The sequence below is a fragment of the Salinisphaera sp. T31B1 genome, assembly GCF_040361275.1.
GTDB lineage: Bacteria > Pseudomonadota > Gammaproteobacteria > Nevskiales > Salinisphaeraceae > Salinisphaera.
Map to the genome: position 1 here is coordinate 45,104 of NZ_APNH01000007.1, position 16,182 is coordinate 61,285.

At 62.8% G+C, this 16,182-nt stretch carries 14 protein-coding genes and 2 tRNA genes; 15 read left to right on the plus strand and 1 reads right to left on the minus strand.

Annotated elements, in window-relative coordinates; translation table 11 throughout:
* The first annotated feature begins 89 nt into the window (after positions 1 to 89).
* The 4 genes from alaS (at position 90) to T31B1_RS19975 (ending at position 4,671) form a co-directional block, all read left to right on the plus strand.
* On the plus strand, positions 90 to 2,702 hold the full coding sequence (alaS, locus tag T31B1_RS19960) for an alanine--tRNA ligase (protein WP_353251282.1): 2,613 nt from the start codon (positions 90 to 92) through the stop codon (positions 2,700 to 2,702).
* Positions 2,703 to 2,986: 284 nt separating this feature from the next.
* On the plus strand, positions 2,987 to 4,261 hold the full coding sequence (locus tag T31B1_RS19965) for an aspartate kinase (protein ID WP_353251283.1): 1,275 nt from the start codon (positions 2,987 to 2,989) through the stop codon (positions 4,259 to 4,261).
* 9 nt (positions 4,262 to 4,270) lie between these two features.
* Positions 4,271 to 4,486 carry a carbon storage regulator gene (locus T31B1_RS19970; RefSeq protein WP_353251284.1) on the plus strand — a complete coding sequence of 72 codons (216 nt, stop codon included), beginning with the start codon at positions 4,271 to 4,273 and terminating at the stop codon, positions 4,484 to 4,486.
* 92 nt (positions 4,487 to 4,578) lie between these two features.
* Positions 4,579 to 4,671: transfer RNA gene (locus T31B1_RS19975), tRNA-Ser, on the plus strand.
* A 52-nt stretch (positions 4,672 to 4,723) separates the two neighbouring features.
* Here the strand turns inward: T31B1_RS19975 and T31B1_RS19980 are convergent.
* Positions 4,724 to 4,978: a hypothetical protein gene (locus T31B1_RS19980; RefSeq protein WP_353251285.1), complete on the minus strand. Its 255-nt coding sequence runs from the start codon at positions 4,976 to 4,978 to the stop codon at positions 4,724 to 4,726.
* A 197-nt stretch (positions 4,979 to 5,175) separates the two neighbouring features.
* On the opposite strand from T31B1_RS19980, the gene T31B1_RS19985 reads away from it, so the two are divergent.
* The 11 genes from T31B1_RS19985 to T31B1_RS20035 all read left to right on the plus strand — a co-directional run bounded on the left by T31B1_RS19985 (position 5,176) and on the right by T31B1_RS20035 (position 16,047).
* Positions 5,176 to 5,252, plus strand: a tRNA-Arg gene (locus T31B1_RS19985).
* 806 nt (positions 5,253 to 6,058) lie between these two features.
* Complete coding sequence (locus tag T31B1_RS19990; protein WP_353251286.1) at positions 6,059 to 6,550, plus strand: MaoC family dehydratase; 492 nt, start codon at positions 6,059 to 6,061, stop codon at positions 6,548 to 6,550.
* Between the two features lie 65 nt (positions 6,551 to 6,615).
* Positions 6,616 to 7,602: a TRAP transporter substrate-binding protein DctP gene (dctP, locus tag T31B1_RS19995; RefSeq protein ID WP_353251287.1), complete on the plus strand. Its 987-nt coding sequence runs from the start codon at positions 6,616 to 6,618 to the stop codon at positions 7,600 to 7,602.
* A 48-nt stretch (positions 7,603 to 7,650) separates the two neighbouring features.
* Complete coding sequence (locus T31B1_RS20000; RefSeq protein WP_353251288.1) at positions 7,651 to 8,244, plus strand: TRAP transporter small permease; 594 nt, start codon at positions 7,651 to 7,653, stop codon at positions 8,242 to 8,244.
* On the plus strand, positions 8,241 to 9,509 hold the full coding sequence (locus tag T31B1_RS20005; RefSeq protein WP_353251289.1) for a TRAP transporter large permease: 1,269 nt from the start codon (positions 8,241 to 8,243) through the stop codon (positions 9,507 to 9,509). The genes T31B1_RS20000 and T31B1_RS20005 overlap by 4 nt, the downstream gene beginning before the upstream one ends.
* A gap of 18 nt (positions 9,510 to 9,527) precedes the next feature.
* A complete protein-coding gene (locus tag T31B1_RS20010) occupies positions 9,528 to 10,913 on the plus strand; it encodes an MmgE/PrpD family protein (protein WP_353251290.1) in 1,386 nt (461 codons plus the stop codon).
* Positions 10,914 to 10,929: 16 nt separating this feature from the next.
* Positions 10,930 to 12,078, plus strand: a complete 1,149-nt coding sequence (locus tag T31B1_RS20015; RefSeq protein WP_353251291.1) for an acyl-CoA dehydrogenase family protein — start codon at positions 10,930 to 10,932, stop codon at positions 12,076 to 12,078.
* On the plus strand, positions 12,075 to 13,265 hold the full coding sequence (locus T31B1_RS20020) for a CaiB/BaiF CoA transferase family protein (RefSeq protein ID WP_353251292.1): 1,191 nt from the start codon (positions 12,075 to 12,077) through the stop codon (positions 13,263 to 13,265). Before T31B1_RS20015 ends, T31B1_RS20020 begins: the two co-directional genes overlap by 4 nt.
* On the plus strand, positions 13,262 to 14,032 hold the full coding sequence (locus tag T31B1_RS20025; protein ID WP_353251293.1) for a GntR family transcriptional regulator: 771 nt from the start codon (positions 13,262 to 13,264) through the stop codon (positions 14,030 to 14,032). Before T31B1_RS20020 ends, T31B1_RS20025 begins: the two co-directional genes overlap by 4 nt.
* Positions 14,029 to 15,216, plus strand: a complete 1,188-nt coding sequence (locus T31B1_RS20030) for an MFS transporter (RefSeq protein ID WP_353251294.1) — start codon at positions 14,029 to 14,031, stop codon at positions 15,214 to 15,216. The genes T31B1_RS20025 and T31B1_RS20030 overlap by 4 nt, the downstream gene beginning before the upstream one ends.
* A 30-nt stretch (positions 15,217 to 15,246) precedes the next feature.
* Positions 15,247 to 16,047, plus strand: coding sequence for an HpcH/HpaI aldolase/citrate lyase family protein (locus T31B1_RS20035; protein ID WP_353251295.1), 801 nt, complete (start codon positions 15,247 to 15,249; stop codon positions 16,045 to 16,047).
* The last annotated feature ends 135 nt before the right edge of the window (positions 16,048 to 16,182 follow it).

Sequence of the window (16,182 nt, forward strand, 5' to 3'; positions counted from 1 at the left end):
GTGGCGCCCACGCGCCGGTACAGTCCGGGCCGTGGGCTCTGCTAGACTATCGCGCTGTTTGAGCCTGTTTTGCGGAGACGTGGCTAACCATGATGTCCACCAACGCGCTGCGGTCGCGCTTCATCGAATTTTTCGAGCGTGAGCAGCATCGCTTCGTCCAGTCGGCGTCGCTGGTGCCCGCCTCCGATCCGACGCTGCTGTTCACCAATGCCGGCATGGTGCCGTTCAAGGACGTCTTCCTTGGCAACGACCGCCGTGATTACAGCCGCGCGGTCTCGTCGCAGCGCTGCGTGCGCGCCGGCGGCAAGCACAATGACCTCGAGAACGTCGGCTATACCGCCCGGCACCATACGTTCTTCGAGATGCTCGGCAACTTCAGCTTCGGCGACTATTTCAAGCGCGAGGCGATCAACTTCGCGTGGACCTTTCTCACCGTGGAGCTGGGGCTACCGGCCGACCGGCTGTGGGTGACGGTGTTTGAAGAGGACGCCGAGGCGGAGCAGATCTGGCTCGAGGAAATCGGTGTGCCCGAAAGCCAGTTTTCGCGCATCGGGGCCAAGGACAACTTCTGGTCGATGGGCGATACCGGCCCGTGCGGACCCTGTTCGGAGATCTTCTACGATCACGGGCCGCATATACAGGGGGGCCCGCCCGGTACGCCGGAAGAGGACGGCGACCGGTATGTTGAGATATGGAACCTGGTGTTCATGCAGTACGACCGTCAACCCGACGGCGAATTGCGCGACCTGCCCAGTCCGTCCATCGACACCGGCATGGGCCTGGAGCGTATTGCTGCAGTGATGCAGGGCACGCACGACAACTACGGGATCGACACCTTCCAGACATTGATCGCCGCCGCGGCCGAGGCGGTGGGTATCCAGGGGCAGGCGCCCGAAGCCCAGCAGGCATCGCTCAAGGTCGTCGCCGATCATATCCGGGCGACGGCCTTTCTGATAACCGACGGCGTGATGCCGGCCAACGAAGGGCGAGGCTATGTACTGCGGCGGATCATGCGCCGTGCCATTCGCCACGGCCATAAGCTGGGTGCCACCGACAGTTTCTTCTATCGGCTCGTTGCCCCGCTGGTTTCGCTGATGGGTGAGGCCTTCCCCGAGTTGGCCGAGTCGCAGGCCCAGATCGAGCGCGTGATCGAACAGGAGGAGCAGCGTTTTGCCCTGACCCTCGCGCAGGGCATGCGCATTCTCGAGGATGCCATCCAGGCCATGGCCGGCACCGAAATACCCGGCGAGACGGTCTTCAAGCTTTACGACACCTATGGTTTTCCGGTCGATTTGACCAATGACGTGGCCCGAGAACGCGGTCTGACCCTGGATACTGCCGGCTTCGACGCCCAAATGAGCGAGCAGCGCGAACGTGCGCGCGCGGCCAGTCAGTTCGGTGCCGATTATCAGGCGCGGGTCGAAGTCAGTCAGGCCACCGAGTTTCTCGGCTATGAACACACCGAGGCCGACGCGTCGGTCGTGGCTCTGGTGCGCGACGAAGCGCCGGTCGACACGCTGGCCGACGGCGACGAAGGGGTGGTGGTGCTCGATCGCACACCGTTCTACGGCGAATCGGGCGGTCAGCTCGGCGATACCGGGGTGATCGAGGGTGACCACTTTCGCTTTGTCGTGACCGATACACAGAAGCAGCGGGGTGTCTTTTTACACTTCGGCCATGTCGAGGCCGGCCAGGTGCAGGCCGGGGCGACGGTGCACGCCCGGATCGAGCGCGCTCGCCGCCAGGCGATCGAACTCAACCATACTGCGACTCATTTGCTGCATGCGGCGCTGCGCGAGACGCTCGGTACGCATGTCCGGCAAAAGGGCTCAATGGTCGCCCCGGAACGGCTGCGTTTCGATTTCGCCCATTACGAATCGGTCGCCCCGGGCGTGTTGGCGGACATCGAGTCGCAGGTCAACGAACGCGTACGCCAGAACATTGCCGGCCAGTTCTATACGCGCAGCTACGACGAGGCGATCGCCGAAGGTGCGCTGGCGTTTTTCGGAGAGAAATACGGCGACGAAGTGCGCGTGGTGCGCTTTGGCGATTATTCGGTCGAGCTGTGCGGCGGCACGCATGCCCGTGCCAGTGGTGAGATCGGGCTGGTCAAGATAACGGAGGAACGCGGCGTGGCGGCCGGCGTCCGGCGGCTGGAAGCGGTGACCGGCGCACACGCGCTGGCGTGGGTTCAGGATGCCAGCGAACGCGAGCATCGCGTCGCGACCCGTCTCAAGGCGTCGCCGAGCGAGCTCGAGGACAAGCTGGATCGCATGCTCGAACGCGTCGCCGGGCTTGAAAAACAGCTCGAGGCCGCCAATCAGAAGCTCGCATCCAGCCAGGGCCAGGACCTGGCGGCCGGCGCCCGTGAGATCGGTACCGCCCGGGTCGTGGTCCAGCGGATGGACGGCGCCGATCGGAAGGTGCTTCGCGAAACCGTGGATGCGCTCAAGAGCCAGCTCGACAATGCAGTGGTCGTGCTCGGCGCGGCCGCAGACGGCAAGGTGGCCCTGATTGCGGGCGTCGCCAAGACCCAGAGCCAGCGCGTGCCCGCCGGCGACCTGGTGAATTTCGTGGCCGAGCAGGTCGGCGGCAAGGGCGGCGGGCGCCCGGACATGGCGCAGGCCGGGGGCACGGACGCCACGCGACTGGACGACGCGCTCGCAAGCGTTTATGAATGGGTCGGGCAGCGCATCGGCTGATCGGATCCGCGACCACGGGCGCATCTGTGCGCCCGACCAGCATCAAGCGGCTGACGCGTCGTATGGCCGACGCGGCGCATGGCAGGGGACAGGGAGACAACGGTGCCGATCGCAGACCAAGGATCATTGACGTCGCAGCGTCCGCAACGGCTGGCGGTGTGCTTTCGAGCACGCGCTGATCGGCCCGGTTCCCAACCCAATACCCTACTCATCGCAACGCCTGGACGCGTGGCCTGCAGGGCAGGTGAGCGCGATCCGTTCATGACCAAATCAGAGGTTTCTCCATGGCATTGATTGTTCAGAAATACGGTGGCTCGTCGGTCGGGTCGGTCGACAAGATCAAGCGTATTGCCCAGAAGATCAAAGGCTATCGGGACAATGGCGATCAGGTCGTCGTCGTGGTATCGGCCATGGGCGGCGAGACCGATCGCCTGCAGGGGCTGGCCGAGGAGCTGGACGGCCGTCCGATCCCGCGCGAAATGGATGTGCTTTTGTCGACCGGCGAACAGGTGACCATTGCGCTGTTGTCGATGGCGCTGCGTCATGCCGGCGTGGATGCGCAGTCGTTCACCGGTTGGCAGGTGCCGATCGTCTCCGATGATTCGCATTCCAAGGCGCGTATCGAAAAGATCGAGCCGGACAATCTGCGCGCCGTGCTGGATGACGGCAAGGTGGCAGTGGTCGCCGGCTTCCAGGGCATCACCGAACACGGCCAGATCTCCACCCTCGGTCGCGGCGGTTCGGATACCACGGCTGTGGCCCTGGCCGCCGCGCTGGGCGGCGACGAGTGCCAGATCTACACGGACGTCGACGGCGTCTATACCACCGACCCGCGGGTCGTTTCGAGTGCCCGGCGGCTGGATACCATCACCTTCGAAGAGATGCTGGAGATGGCCAGTCTCGGCTCCAAGGTGCTACAGATTCGCGCGGTCGAGTTTGCCGGTAAGTACGGCGTACCGCTGCGGGTTCTGTCCACCTTCGACGACGGCCCCGGCACGCTCATCACATTGGAGACTCAAGTGGAAGAACCGATCATTTCCGGTATCGCCTTCACCCAGGATGAAGCGCAGCTGACCGTGTTGGGCGTGCCCGATCGTCCCGGGATTGCGTATGCGCTGCTCGGGCCCATCGGCGAGCACAACATCGAAGTCGACATGATTCTTCAGAACGTGTCCGGCGACTCGTCGAGCGATTACACGCTGACCGATTTCACCTTCACCGTGCATACCCGCGATTTCGATGCGGCCAAGGAGCTGCTCGAAAAAGCGGCGAAGGACCTGGGCGCGCGCGAGGTCTCGGGCCAGTCCGGTATCGCCAAGGTATCGCTGGTGGGCGTCGGCATGCGCTCGCATGCCAACGTCGCGGCTCGGATGTTCAAGGCGCTGTCCGACGAAAGCATCAATATCCGAATGATCTCGACCACCGAGATCAAGATCTCGATCGTCATCGAGACCAAGTATCTCGAACTGGCCGTACGCGCGCTGCATGACGAGTTCGATCTGGACGAGGATCCCAAGAAAGTCGAGTCGGAGCTCACGCCGACGGCGGAACAGGATTGATGCGCCCGCATGCCGATCATCGAACGCCGCGTGGGCCAGGCGATACGTATCGGCGATGAGATCGTTGTCGAAGTGGTCGCCGCCCGCGACGGTCAGGTCCGGCTGGAAGTGGTAGCGCCGCGCGACATCGCGGTCGAAGCGGTCGATGCCGGTGCGCAAAACGGCGCTACCGCCGACGGTAAGCCGCCCGGGCTGCTCGCGCCGAGCGGTTCCCGACAGGCTTGAAGCCTGCCGGGGCTTTACCCGGCCGGGTCGACTCGGTAGTATTCGCGGCCTCGATCGGTCGCGGGTGCTACCCGTGCCGGTTCGGAGATTCAGGAGAGGTGGCCGAGTGGCTGAAGGCGCTCCCCTGCTAAGGGAGTAAGGGGTTTATAGCCTCTTCGAGGGTTCGAATCCCTCCCTCTCCGCCATTATCGAATTGCTCCGGGGCCGGATTCGGACCCGGAGCATGTCGGTCAGGCGCTAGTATTTCATGCCTGGGTCGCGAGACTGGCTGGTCTGGTCGCCGACCGACGGTTCGTTGTCGTCGTCCTGTGTCGACGAGGCGTCGGAGCTGTCGGCGTCGTCGCCTTCTCGCACGGCGCCCGGTTGGCTGGGTTGTTCTTCGCTGACCTGTGTACACTCGACCTGACCGTCGGCATCTTTCTCGCACTGTTTGTCGGCGAGAGCGATGGAAGGCAGCAACAGGAGTGCGGCAATAACGAGATAGTGCTTCATGAATGGCCTTGAGATGAGTTCGGCCGCTATTGTTAGCACTGTCGAAGACGACGCACAAATCGTGACTGGACCCGGTTGGGAGCGTCGCGTACAATACGCGCTATTCCAAGGCGAGGGATAGAGAAAAGCCTCAAATATTATTGTCATTCAATAAGTTGAGGCGAATAGAAGCTTTCGAGCTTCGTATTGAGATCAAAGCGCCCGTAGCTCAGTTGGATAGAGCGTGCGGCTACGAACCGCAAGGTCGAGAGTTCGAATCTTTCCGGGCGCGCCATTACGAAAAGCCCTCCAAGCATGGAGGGCTTTTTTTTTGGCTTGCGTACGCACCGGATTGCGGGAATCCCTGCCTATCGTGCAACGCGCTGCATGGGTGACGCTAAATTCTCTTATCAGTCGGGTGGTCGGGCCGGACGAGCGGTCGTCTGCCAGCGGTAGCGCAGCGTACCCCGCTCACATGAACTGGCCCATCGTGGTTGGTCGAACGCGATCCCGGCCGGCGTATCGCCCCATCGAGTATCGAACCTAGAACCCATCTACCGGCCGAGCGGCTTTCTCTGATCCCGCAAGTATCGGCTGGCCGCTGACTCGTTGCGGATATCGCCCTGATCGTCTGCCCTGCGTCCAGACCTGGCCGGGCCCCTGCGTCACCGGCATCCGGTAATCAGAGGCGGGACTCGCATCTCATGGCATGCGCGTAGGTCGAACTCGCCGGGAGTAACCATCGTATGGGGCTCGACGGTAGCCGAGCCGGCCGGCCAACGGTCGGGAAGGTTGCCGTCCGACGTCCTGAGTCCGCCGCGAGCGGGTCGATGCGAACCGATAACGGATTCTTGCGAAGTCGGCTTATATCCCGTGTCGCGGTCACTACGCGCAGACCTGAGCGTGAACGGCGCACGTCGATAGGCGGCCGGTCGCACCAGCAGCGCATTTGAGCGGCTACGACCAAAGGCTGGTTTGACAGCGATTGAGGTATGCATTCTAATTTGTCCGGACAAACGGACATTCAGTTCGACAACCGGTTCGGCCGTCTCGATTTTCCGGCCTGCCGCGCTTTATGGAATGCATGGAGAACAGGACGTTATGAGCGAGACACAAAACCGCGTACGCCAGCAGATCGGTCGCTACTTCGACGAGCTGACGGTCGGCGATATCTACGAACATCGGCCGGGCCGCACGATCACAGAGGCGGACAACATCCAGTTCTCGCTGTTGACCCTGAACAATCATCCGATGCACTGCGATGCGTCCTACGGCCGTGCCAGCGAGTTCGGTAACAACCTGGTCAACAGCGGCCTGACGCTGGCGATCGTTCTCGGCATGACCGTCGGCGATATCAGCGGGAAGGCGATCGCCAACCTGGGCTGGAACGAGATCAAGCTGACTGCACCGATCTTCCCCGGCGACACGATCTATGCTGAAACCGAGGTGCTGAGCAAGCGCGAGTCGAAATCGCGTCCGGGTCAGGGAATCGTGGTCACGCGCACCACGGGGCTCAAAGAGGACGGCACCGTATTTCTGACGTTCGAGCGTTCCTCGCTCATTCCGGCCCGCGGCCACGCCGTAGACGACTGATAAGCGGCGAACTGCGGTTCGTTCGACCAACGACAATCCACGATCCAATCGGGAGGAGATCCACGATGCGTCCACTTAAGACGAAGTCCTTGCTGTTTGCGCTTGCCTGCGCGTTCTCGGCTACTGCACCGGCGGCCGACATGGTCATGACCAATGAAGTCGCCACCACGCACTGGAAGACCCAGTACATGGAAGAGGTCGGCGAGTCGATCAAGAAAAAGACCGACGGCGAGATCAATCCGATCGTGTTCCCGTCGGGCCAGATCTACAACGACCAGGACGCGCTCGCGGCCCTGGGAACCGGCGCGGTACAGATGGTCTGGCCGGTGGCAGTACGGCTCGAGACGATCGACCCGCGCACCGGCGTGTTGAGCCTGCCGTTCACGCTCAAGACCGAAGATATGCAGAAGGCGTGCTATCGCCAGCAGGTCTCCGACATGCTTACCTCGTTCGTCGACAAGCGCAATTTGAAGGTCCTGACTCTGCTGCGTGCGGCCGATCTGATCTTCCTGTTCGGCGATAAGGACATCAAGAGCCTGAAGGGTATGCAGGGTGCCAAGGTGCGCGTCATCGGCGGCAAGGTCTATCTGGCCACCATGAAGGCTACCGGTGCCAACCCGATTTCCATGCCGGCCTCCGAAATGAGCACGGCGCTGGCGCAGGGCACCATCGACGGCGTCCTGAGTTCGGCTGCGGGCTGGGCCGACATGCTGGGCACGTCCGCCCAGTACGGCTATTTCGTACCGGGCTTCGAACTGGCCACCTATGCGGTCGTCGTCGACAAGTCCTGGTACGACAACCTGAGCGATAAGGACGCGGAGATCGTGCGTGACAGCGTCGAGGATATCGCCGACGACCAGTGGACCAGCACGGTCGAAAAGGATCAGAAGCTCATCGAGAAGATGGAATCCGAAGGCGGGACCTACACCGTGGCCGACGATGCCGAGATCCAGCGCTGGCGCGACAAGATGCAGCCGGTGGTCGATCAGTTCGCCCAGGAATACCCCGGCGCCGTGGACAAGCTCAAGGCGCTCAATTCGTCCTGCCAGTAAGCGCAGGGCGGTTTCGAGTCGCGTTCAGTCTTCAACCACGGGATCGGTATGTCCAAAGAACGCAATAGAGTTCTGAAACTGTTCGAGTCGTACGTGCGATTCGAAAAGAGATACGTGCTCACGGTCGCCACGATCATGTTGATCGGGGCGACCACCATCATGCTCATGGAAGGCATCGGTCGAACGTTTTTCGACACCAGTTTTTTCTGGGCCGAAGAATCGGTGCGCTATCTGGTGCTGTGGGCGTTCTTTCTCACCCTGGGATGTGCTGGCCATGCCGGCCAGCACATCCGCACCGATCTGGTCGTCGAGCATTGTCCACGTCCGGTTCGTCAGTTCGCCAGCGCTGTGGCTTGCCTTCTAGGTCTGGTGTTCTGCGGTCTGCTGGTCTATGCCGCCATTCCCCAGGTCGAGCGTTACCACTCGCTGGGCATGCTCACCGATTCGTCGCTGAATCTGCCGCTCTGGGTGTTGTTCCTGGTGCTGCCGGTCGGGGCGGTGATGTGGGGCGTGTTCTATCTGCATGGTCTGGTCCGCGTGCTGTCGGGCCACGACGCATTCGTGGACTCTCACCACGATGACGTACCTCTGGAAATGAGCGACGACCTGTCGTCCAATCCGCGCAAATCGGAGCAGGCATGACTATTCTTATTGCGCTTTGCCTGATGCTGCTGCTGCTGGCGATCGGCACCCACGTCGCGGTGGTGCTGGGCCTGGTGACCGGTGGCCTGGTGCTCACCGTGGCGGGCGTGCCGGCCACGGTGGTCGCCCAGACGGCTTTCAAGTCGGTCAACAGCTATCCCATGCTGGCTATCCCGATGTTCGTGCTGGCCGGCAACCTGATGATGAAGGGGAATCTGGCCAGTCTTATGATCGAGCTCATCGGCAGCCTCGTCCGCGCGGTACGCGGTGGGCTGGCGATCACGGTCATGTTGTCGAGCGTGTTCTTTGCCGCGGTGTCGGGCAGCTCCGTGGGCTCTGCGGCGGCGATCGGCGTGGCGACGATCGACGGGCTCAAGAAGGAGCGCTATCCGACCCACTTTGCTGCCGGCATCGTGGCCGTCGGCGGCACGCTGGGAATCATGATTCCGCCGTCGCTGAGCTTCATTCTGATCGGCTCGATCGTCGGCCTGCCGGTCGACAAGCTCTTCGTGGCCGGCATCCTGCCGGCGCTGCTTGAGGCCACGTTCCTGTTGATCACGGTGGCCTACCTGTCCTGGAAGAATCAGTACGGGGATATCGCACAAGCGCCGGACTTCAAGGGTTTCGGTCGCCGACTGCCGGGCGCCACGGCTGCTCTGCTGATGCCGGTGCTGATCATCGGCAGTATCTATGGCGGCTATCTCACGCCCACCGAAGTCTCGGCATTCGCCGCAGCCTATGCCGCGTTCCTGTGCGTGTTCGTGTATCGCAGCGTGCGTATTCGCGACGTCTGGGATGCCGCGCGTAACTCGCTGTTGCAGACGACGATGATCTTCGCAGTCGTGATGGGCGGCAGCCTGGTCGCGTTCATCCTGGCCCGCATGGGCGTGTCGGCGAACCTGATCAGTCTGATCACCGGGCTGGATCTGGCGGCCTGGCAGTTCTTGCTGCTGGTGAACGTGCTCCTGCTCATCCTGGGCATGTTCCTCGACGGGGTGGCCCTGGTCGTTTTGACCGCACCGCTGTTGTTCCCGTTGGCCCAGGCGGTCGGTGTCGACCCGGTCCATTTCGCCGTGATCATGGTGGCCAATTCCGAGATCGCCACAATCACGCCGCCGGTGGGATTGAACCTGTTCGTGATGAGCGGCATCGCCAAGACGCCGGTCCATGAAGTGGCCCGCGGCGTGCTGCCTTTCTACGGCATCCGTTTGGTGGCCTTGCTGATCATCACCTATGTGCCAGCGCTATCGCTGGCGCTTCTGTAGAGCGAAGGAGGAGAGCGCATGATTTCTCAACAGATGGCCGAGTTCGCCCAGAACCTCAAACTGGAGAATGTGCCGGCCGGAGTGGTCGAGCGTGCCAAGTATCTGATGCTCGATGCCATCGGCATCGGTTATGCGTCCGGGCGACATGCATTCGCCGACAAGGCGATCGCCAGTCTGGCCGATCTGGGCCCGGGCGAGCACCGCCTGATCGGCCAGGCGGCGACCGGTAGCCTGCGCGATGCGATGCTGGTCAACGGCGTGCTCGTGCACGGCCTGGACTTCGACGATACCCATACGGCGGGCGTCATCCATGCCACGGCCAGTGCGCTGCCCTGTGTGCTGGGCCTGGGCGAGAAATGCGGCAGCTCCACCCGCGACATGCTCGAAGCCTACGTGCTGGCCATGGAGGTTTCGACCCGGCTGGGCAGCGTCGCACGGGGGGCCTTCCATGCGGCCGGTTTTCACCCGACCGGGGTCATCGGTTTGTTCGGCTGCACGCTGGCAGCCGGTCGACTGCTGGGTCTATCGGTCGAGGCGATGCAGATGGCCCAGGGCATCGCCTTGAGCATGGCCTCCGGCAGCCTCGAATTTCTGGAGGATGGCGCCTGGACCAAACGGCTGCATCCCGGCTGGGCGGCCGGCGCGGCGACGACCGCAGCCATACTGGCCAAGAACGGCTTCGTCGGCCCCAAGGCGGCGTACGAGGGCCGCTATGGCTTGTTCAACATCTACCTGGGCGGGGAACGCGACAAGGCCGAGCTCGGCCTGGCGACCGATGGATTGGGCGCCGAATGGGAGATCGAAGGTGTGGCGGTCAAGCCGCTGCCGGCCTGTCATTTCACCCATGCGGCCGCCGATGCCGCGGCGATCATCCATCGCGAGCATGCGCCCGATATCGACGCCATCGAACGCGTGCAGGTCAAGGTGCCGGCCGGGGTGGTCAATGTCGTATGCGAGCCCGTTGCCAACAAGCAGCATCCGCAGAACAGCTACGACGCTCAGTTCAGCATTCCCTACACCGTGGCCAGCGGCCTGATCACCGGCGACTTCCAGCTGCGCGATCTCGAGGACGATGCATTGGCCGATAGCGCGCGCCTGGCGCTTGCCGAGCGGGTCGAATACGAGATCGACCCGGATGCCGATTTCCCGCGTTTCTATTCCGGAGAGGTCATCGTGCACATGGCCGACGGGTCCACCTTGACCCACCGGGAGGAGATCAATCGCGGCAACCGCGAGCGCCCGCTGACCAACGACGAGATCACCGCCAAATATCGCAAGAACATGGCTGAAGTGACGGATTCCGCCACCGCCGACGCCGTGCTCGCCGATGTGATCGCGATGGATCAAACAGATCGAGACGTTCGCGCGCTGGCCGCCACGCTCGCCAACGCGCGCAAGGCTTAGTTCCAAGGAGACACTCATGACAGACGCAATGGACCAGCAGGCAATCATCGATGCGGTCGATCGCTTCCTCGAGAGCGAGGTTCGGCCCTACGCCCACGATCTGGAAGCGGCCGACGAATACCCCACCGAAATCGTCGAAAAGATGAAGGAGATGGGGCTGTTCGGCTGCCTGATCGATACCGAATACGGCGGTCTGGGGCTGGATACGGCCACCTATGCCAAGATCATGGAGCACATGTCCGAGGTCTGGATGTCGCTGTCCGGAGTGATCAACTCGCACACGATCATGGCCAACACCGTCCAGCGCCATGGCACCGATGAGCAGAAATCATACTATCTGCCCAAGTTCGCCACCGGCGAAGTGCGCGGCGGCATTGGCCTGACCGAGCCGGACTGCGGCACTGACTTGCAGGCCATCCGCACAACGGCCGTACGCGACGGCGACGACTATGTCGTCAACGGGTCCAAGACCTGGATCACCAACAGCGGTACGGGCAACTGCATCGCGCTGCTGGTCAAGACCGACAAGAACGCCGATCCGCGACACAAGGGCATGAGCCTGCTGATCGCCGAGAAGGGCGAGGGCTTCGAGGTCACGCGCAAGCTCGAAAAGCTCGGCTACAGAGGTATCGATACCTGCGAATTGCTTTTCACCGAGTATCGCGTACCGGTGGATCGTCTGATCGGTGGCGTCGAGGGGCGCGGGCTGCAGCAGATCCTGTCGGGCCTGGAACTCGGGCGTATCAATATCGCCGCCCGCGGCGTCGGCGTGGCCCAGGCCGCACTCAACGAATCGGTGTCCTATTCCCAGGAGCGCAAGACCTTCGGCAAGCCGATCTGCGAGCACCAGGCGATCCAGCTCAAGCTCGGCGAGATGGCCACCCGCGTCGCGGCGGCACGGCTGCTGACCGAATCCGCGGCCAACGCGTACGACCGGGGCGAGCGCTGCGATATGGAAGCCGGCATGGCCAAGTACTACGCCAGTGAAGCCGCGATCGAAAACTCGCTCGAGGCGATGCGTATCCATGGCGGCTTCGGCTATTCGCGCGAGTTCAATATCGAGCGGTTGTATCGCGATGCGCCGCTGCTTGCGATCGGCGAGGGTACCAATGAGATGCAGCGCATCATCATCGCCAAGCAACTGATCGCGAGGAACCCGAAATGAGCCGTCCGCTCGACGACATTCGTATCATCACGGTCGAGCAGTATGGCGCGGGGCCGTTCGCGACCCAGTATCTCGCCGATCTGGGCGCGGATATCGTCAAGATCGAAAATCCGGCCAGCGGCGGCGATGTTGGCCGCCATGTCGGCCCGTACTTCTTTGGCGAGAACGACAGCCAGTTCTTCCAGTCATTCAATCGCAATAAGAAGAGCGTCACGCTCAACCTGAAGGATCCGGAAGGCTATGCCATCTTTCGCGACATGGCCAAGGACGCCGATGCAGTGTTCAACAATCTGCGCGGCGATATTCCGGAAAAGCTCGGGCTGACCTACGACGCGCTCAAGGACATCAATCCGGCGATCGTCAGCGGCCATTTGTCGGCCTATGGTCGTACCGGTTCGCGCAAGGCCTGGCCGGGCTACGATTACCTCATGCAGGCCGAGGCCGGCTATCTGTCGCTCACCGGCGAGCCGGGACAACCGCCCGCACGTTTCGGTCTGTCGATCGTGGATTTCATGACCGGCACCACGGCGGCCCTCGGGTTGATGGCGGGCATCACGCGCGCCCGCGCCAGCGGCGTCGGGGGGGACATCGACGTCTCGCTGTTCGATGTGGCGATCGGCAACCTGACCTATCTGGCCACCTGGTATCTGCGCGAGAACGTGATCACCGGGCGCGATCCGCGATCGGCGCATCCGTCGCTCACGCCCAGCCAGCTTTACAAGACCCGGGACGGCTGGATTCTGATCATGTGCAACAAGGAGAAGTTCTGGAACGTGCTGGCGGAGCGTATCGGCAAACCGGAATGGGCCGACGACGAACGTTTCTGCAACTTCTCCCAGCGTCTGGCCAACCGCGATCTGCTCACCGAGATGCTCGACGAGGTGCTGCTCGAGCACGACACCGAGTACTGGCTCGAGCAGTTCGGTGGCCAGGTGCCGGCAGCACCGGTGAATAACGTGGGTGAGGCCTTGGACAGCCCGTTCGCTCAAGAGCGCGGCGTCGTTGTGGACACCGAGCATTCAAAACTCGGCTCGATCAAGACGCTGGCCAGTCCCATTCGTTACCAGGGATCGCCCGTGCCGCTCGAGGCCGGTCACGGAATGGGTGACGATACCGAAGACGAACTGCGAAAAATCCGCGACGATGACGGGTGGATTCAAAGTCTTCGGGACAAACAGGTTATATGAGCGACGACTTCGAGCATCTGTTCTCGGGCCAGCCGCGCTATCGCGCGGTTGCCCAGACGCTGGTACGCGAGATTCAGAACGGGCATTTTCCCCAAGGCAGCATGCTGCCCACCGAAAGCGAACTGTGCGAGCGCTTTTCGGTGAGCCGGCACACGGTTCGGGAGGCGGTACGGCGTCTGCACGATGTCGGTCTGATCTCGCGCAAGGCCGGCGTCGGCACGCGCGTGGTGGCGACCGAGATCGGGTCTCGTTATATCCATACCAGCGACAGCATTACCGATCTGATGCAGTACGCACGCGATGTGCGCCTGGAGATCGAGCAGTGCCGGGAAATCGAGATCGACGAGGTGCTCGCCGAACTGCTGGAAAGCAGTGAGGGCAGTCGGTGGACACATGTCAGCGGTCTGCGCTATCTCAACGGTGAAAGCGTGCCGCTGGCAACCACCGATGTGTATCTGCCGCCGGAATACCGGCTGTCCGAGACCGAACTGGTCGAGGCGGCCCAGCCGATCTATCGTCTGCTGGAAAACCGCTATCGTCTCAAGGTCGTCCGAATCGACCAGCAGATCAGCGCGGTGCCGATCCCGGCGCAGGCTGGCGAGCGTCTTCAAGTCGATGCCGACTCGGCCGGGCTGAAAGTGGTGCGCAAATATTTTGCCGACGACGATGCGCTGCTGGAAGTCGCGGTCAGTCTGCATCACGGTGAGCGCTTTACCTATTCGGTATCTCAGCAGCTCGAGATCCAGACCATCGGACAGAGCCGGTGAGGGTCTCGGGCCGGCTGGCGGTCACGCTCGGCGCACAGTCCCTGGCGGCGCTTGCCGCCTTTGCACCCCCCGTGCTCGCGCCCGTCGCGCTCAAGGATCTGTCGCTGGAAAGCGATGCCTGGCTGGGGCTTTATATCGCGCTGCTGTACCTCTCGGGAATGGCCTCGACGCTGTCCAGCGGCGATCTGATTGCACGCCACGGCCCGATTCGGGTCACCCAGGCCAGCCTGCTGCTATGTGCGACAGGGATCGGACTGATCGCCTTCGGCCAGCCCTGGCTTTTGCCGTTCGCACCCCTGATGATCGGCCTCGGCTATGGGCCGGTCACGCCGGCCGGTTCGAAGATTCTGATGATTGGCGGCGCGCCGAAGGCGATGGGGCTGGTGTTTTCCATCAAGCAGACCGGTGTACCGCTGGGGGCGATGACCGGCGGCCTGGCATTGCCCTGGCTGATCGCGCTGGGCGGCTGGCGTTTTGCCGTGTGCGTGGTCGCAGTGCTGTGTATCGGTGCGGCCGGCATTCTGCAGCGCTGGCACGGTGATTTCGATACCGACCTGGATCGCCAGCGGCGGGTCACCTGGCAGCGTACCGCCAAATCGTTGGGCGCGCTGAAGGCCAATCGTGCGGCTTCGCAACTTGCCTGGTGTTCATTGTTCTTCGGCTGTATGCAGCTGTGCGTGATGACGTTCCTGGTCGCTTATCTGTCGCGCGTGTTCGAGATGAGCCTGCTTGCGGCCGGGCTGTTCATGTCGATCGCCCAGGCCGGCGGCATCGTCGGCCGCATCGGATGGGGGTGGCTGGTGGATACCGGTATCGGTGCCCGCGCCGTACTGATCGCCCTGGCGTTGACCATGGGCGGCACGGCCGTCGGATTGGGTCTGCTCCCGGCGACGACGCCGTGGTGGATCATCGCTGCGGTCGTTGCGGTGCTGGGCGCGAGTTCGATCGGCTGGAACGGCGTCTATCTGTCGGAGCTGGCACGCGTATCGGGTTTCGAGCAGGTCAGCACCATTACCGGCGCGGCGCTGTTTTTCACCTATCTCGGCGTCGTGCTGGGCCCGCCGGTCTTCGGCGGCGTTCTGGCCTTGACCGGCGCCTATACCGCCAGCTTCGCGATCATTTCTGCCGCGGTCGTGCTGGGCAGCCTGTTCCTGCTGTCGCGCATGCCCGCGCGGTATTCCTGAAAGTTTCACTTCTCCGAATCGAAAGACATCATGATCAATCGTTCCTATCTGTTCGTTCCCGGCAACCGGCCGGAGCGGTTCGACAAGGCCTGTGCATCAGGTGCCCATGTGGTGGTTCTCGATCTCGAGGATGCGGTCACGCCCGAGTCGAAAGACGAAGCCCGTGCAAAGATCCAGGCCTGGCTGGCCGAGGGCGGTCAGGCCTATGTGCGCATCAATGGTCTGGATAGCGACTGGTTCGAGGCCGACTGCGCCTTGTTGTCCGGACAGGGCGTTCGCGGCGTGATGCTGCCCAAGGCCGACGATCGTGCTCAGGTCGAAGCGCTCGCCGAGCGCTGCCCGGCCGGTATGGCCCTGGTGCCTCTGATCGAGTCGGCGATCGGCCTGCGCAATGCCTTCGACATCGGCCGGGTCGAAGCGGTGACGCGGCTGGCTTTCGGCTCGGTCGACTTCCAGGTGGACGCCGGCATCGAGTGCGATGACGAGGGTTTGCTGTATGCGCGTTCGAAGCTGGTCATCGACAGCCGTGCCGCCGGTATCGAGGCGCCGATCGACGGTGTCACGCTGGCGGTCAAGGATGCCGAAGCGGTAGGCCGGGACGTCGCCCGGGCTCGCGATATCGGGCTCGGGGCCAAGCTGTGTATTCACCCGGCCCAGGTAGCATCCGTCAACCAGGGGTTTCTGCCGTCGGCCGAAGAGCTCGAGTGGGCAGGCGAGGTCATCGAGGCGCTCGATGCCGCCGACGGCGTGGCCACTCACAAGGGCAAGATCATCGACAAGCCCGTGATCGACCGCGCACACCGCATCATGGCCGGCCGCGCCAGCGCCTGAATCCTCGTGCCCGGTCCGCTGCGAGCTTAGGCCCGCGGCGCGGCCCGGCAACGCATTCCACTATTTTTCGTCCTCAATGAATTGAATGTCATGAAAGTACTTGTGAGCATCAAGCGCGCGATCGACTACAACGTG

Coding starts and splice junctions, on each gene's coding strand:
- T31B1_RS20015 (WP_353251291.1), top strand. CDS start 10,930: ATGACAGACGCAATGGACCAGCAGGCAATCATCGATGCGGTCGATCGC.
- T31B1_RS20025 (WP_353251293.1), top strand. CDS start 13,262: ATGAGCGACGACTTCGAGCATCTGTTCTCGGGCCAGCCGCGCTATCGC.
- T31B1_RS20035 (WP_353251295.1), top strand. CDS start 15,247: ATGATCAATCGTTCCTATCTGTTCGTTCCCGGCAACCGGCCGGAGCGG.
- dctP (WP_353251287.1), top strand. CDS start 6,616: ATGCGTCCACTTAAGACGAAGTCCTTGCTGTTTGCGCTTGCCTGCGCG.
- T31B1_RS19970 (WP_353251284.1), top strand. CDS start 4,271: ATGCCGATCATCGAACGCCGCGTGGGCCAGGCGATACGTATCGGCGAT.
- T31B1_RS20005 (WP_353251289.1), top strand. CDS start 8,241: ATGACTATTCTTATTGCGCTTTGCCTGATGCTGCTGCTGCTGGCGATC.
- alaS (WP_353251282.1), top strand. CDS start 90: ATGATGTCCACCAACGCGCTGCGGTCGCGCTTCATCGAATTTTTCGAG.
- T31B1_RS19965 (WP_353251283.1), top strand. CDS start 2,987: ATGGCATTGATTGTTCAGAAATACGGTGGCTCGTCGGTCGGGTCGGTC.
- T31B1_RS20020 (WP_353251292.1), top strand. CDS start 12,075: ATGAGCCGTCCGCTCGACGACATTCGTATCATCACGGTCGAGCAGTAT.
- T31B1_RS19980 (WP_353251285.1), bottom strand. CDS start 4,978: ATGAAGCACTATCTCGTTATTGCCGCACTCCTGTTGCTGCCTTCCATC.
- T31B1_RS20010 (WP_353251290.1), top strand. CDS start 9,528: ATGATTTCTCAACAGATGGCCGAGTTCGCCCAGAACCTCAAACTGGAG.
- T31B1_RS19990 (WP_353251286.1), top strand. CDS start 6,059: ATGAGCGAGACACAAAACCGCGTACGCCAGCAGATCGGTCGCTACTTC.
- T31B1_RS20000 (WP_353251288.1), top strand. CDS start 7,651: ATGTCCAAAGAACGCAATAGAGTTCTGAAACTGTTCGAGTCGTACGTG.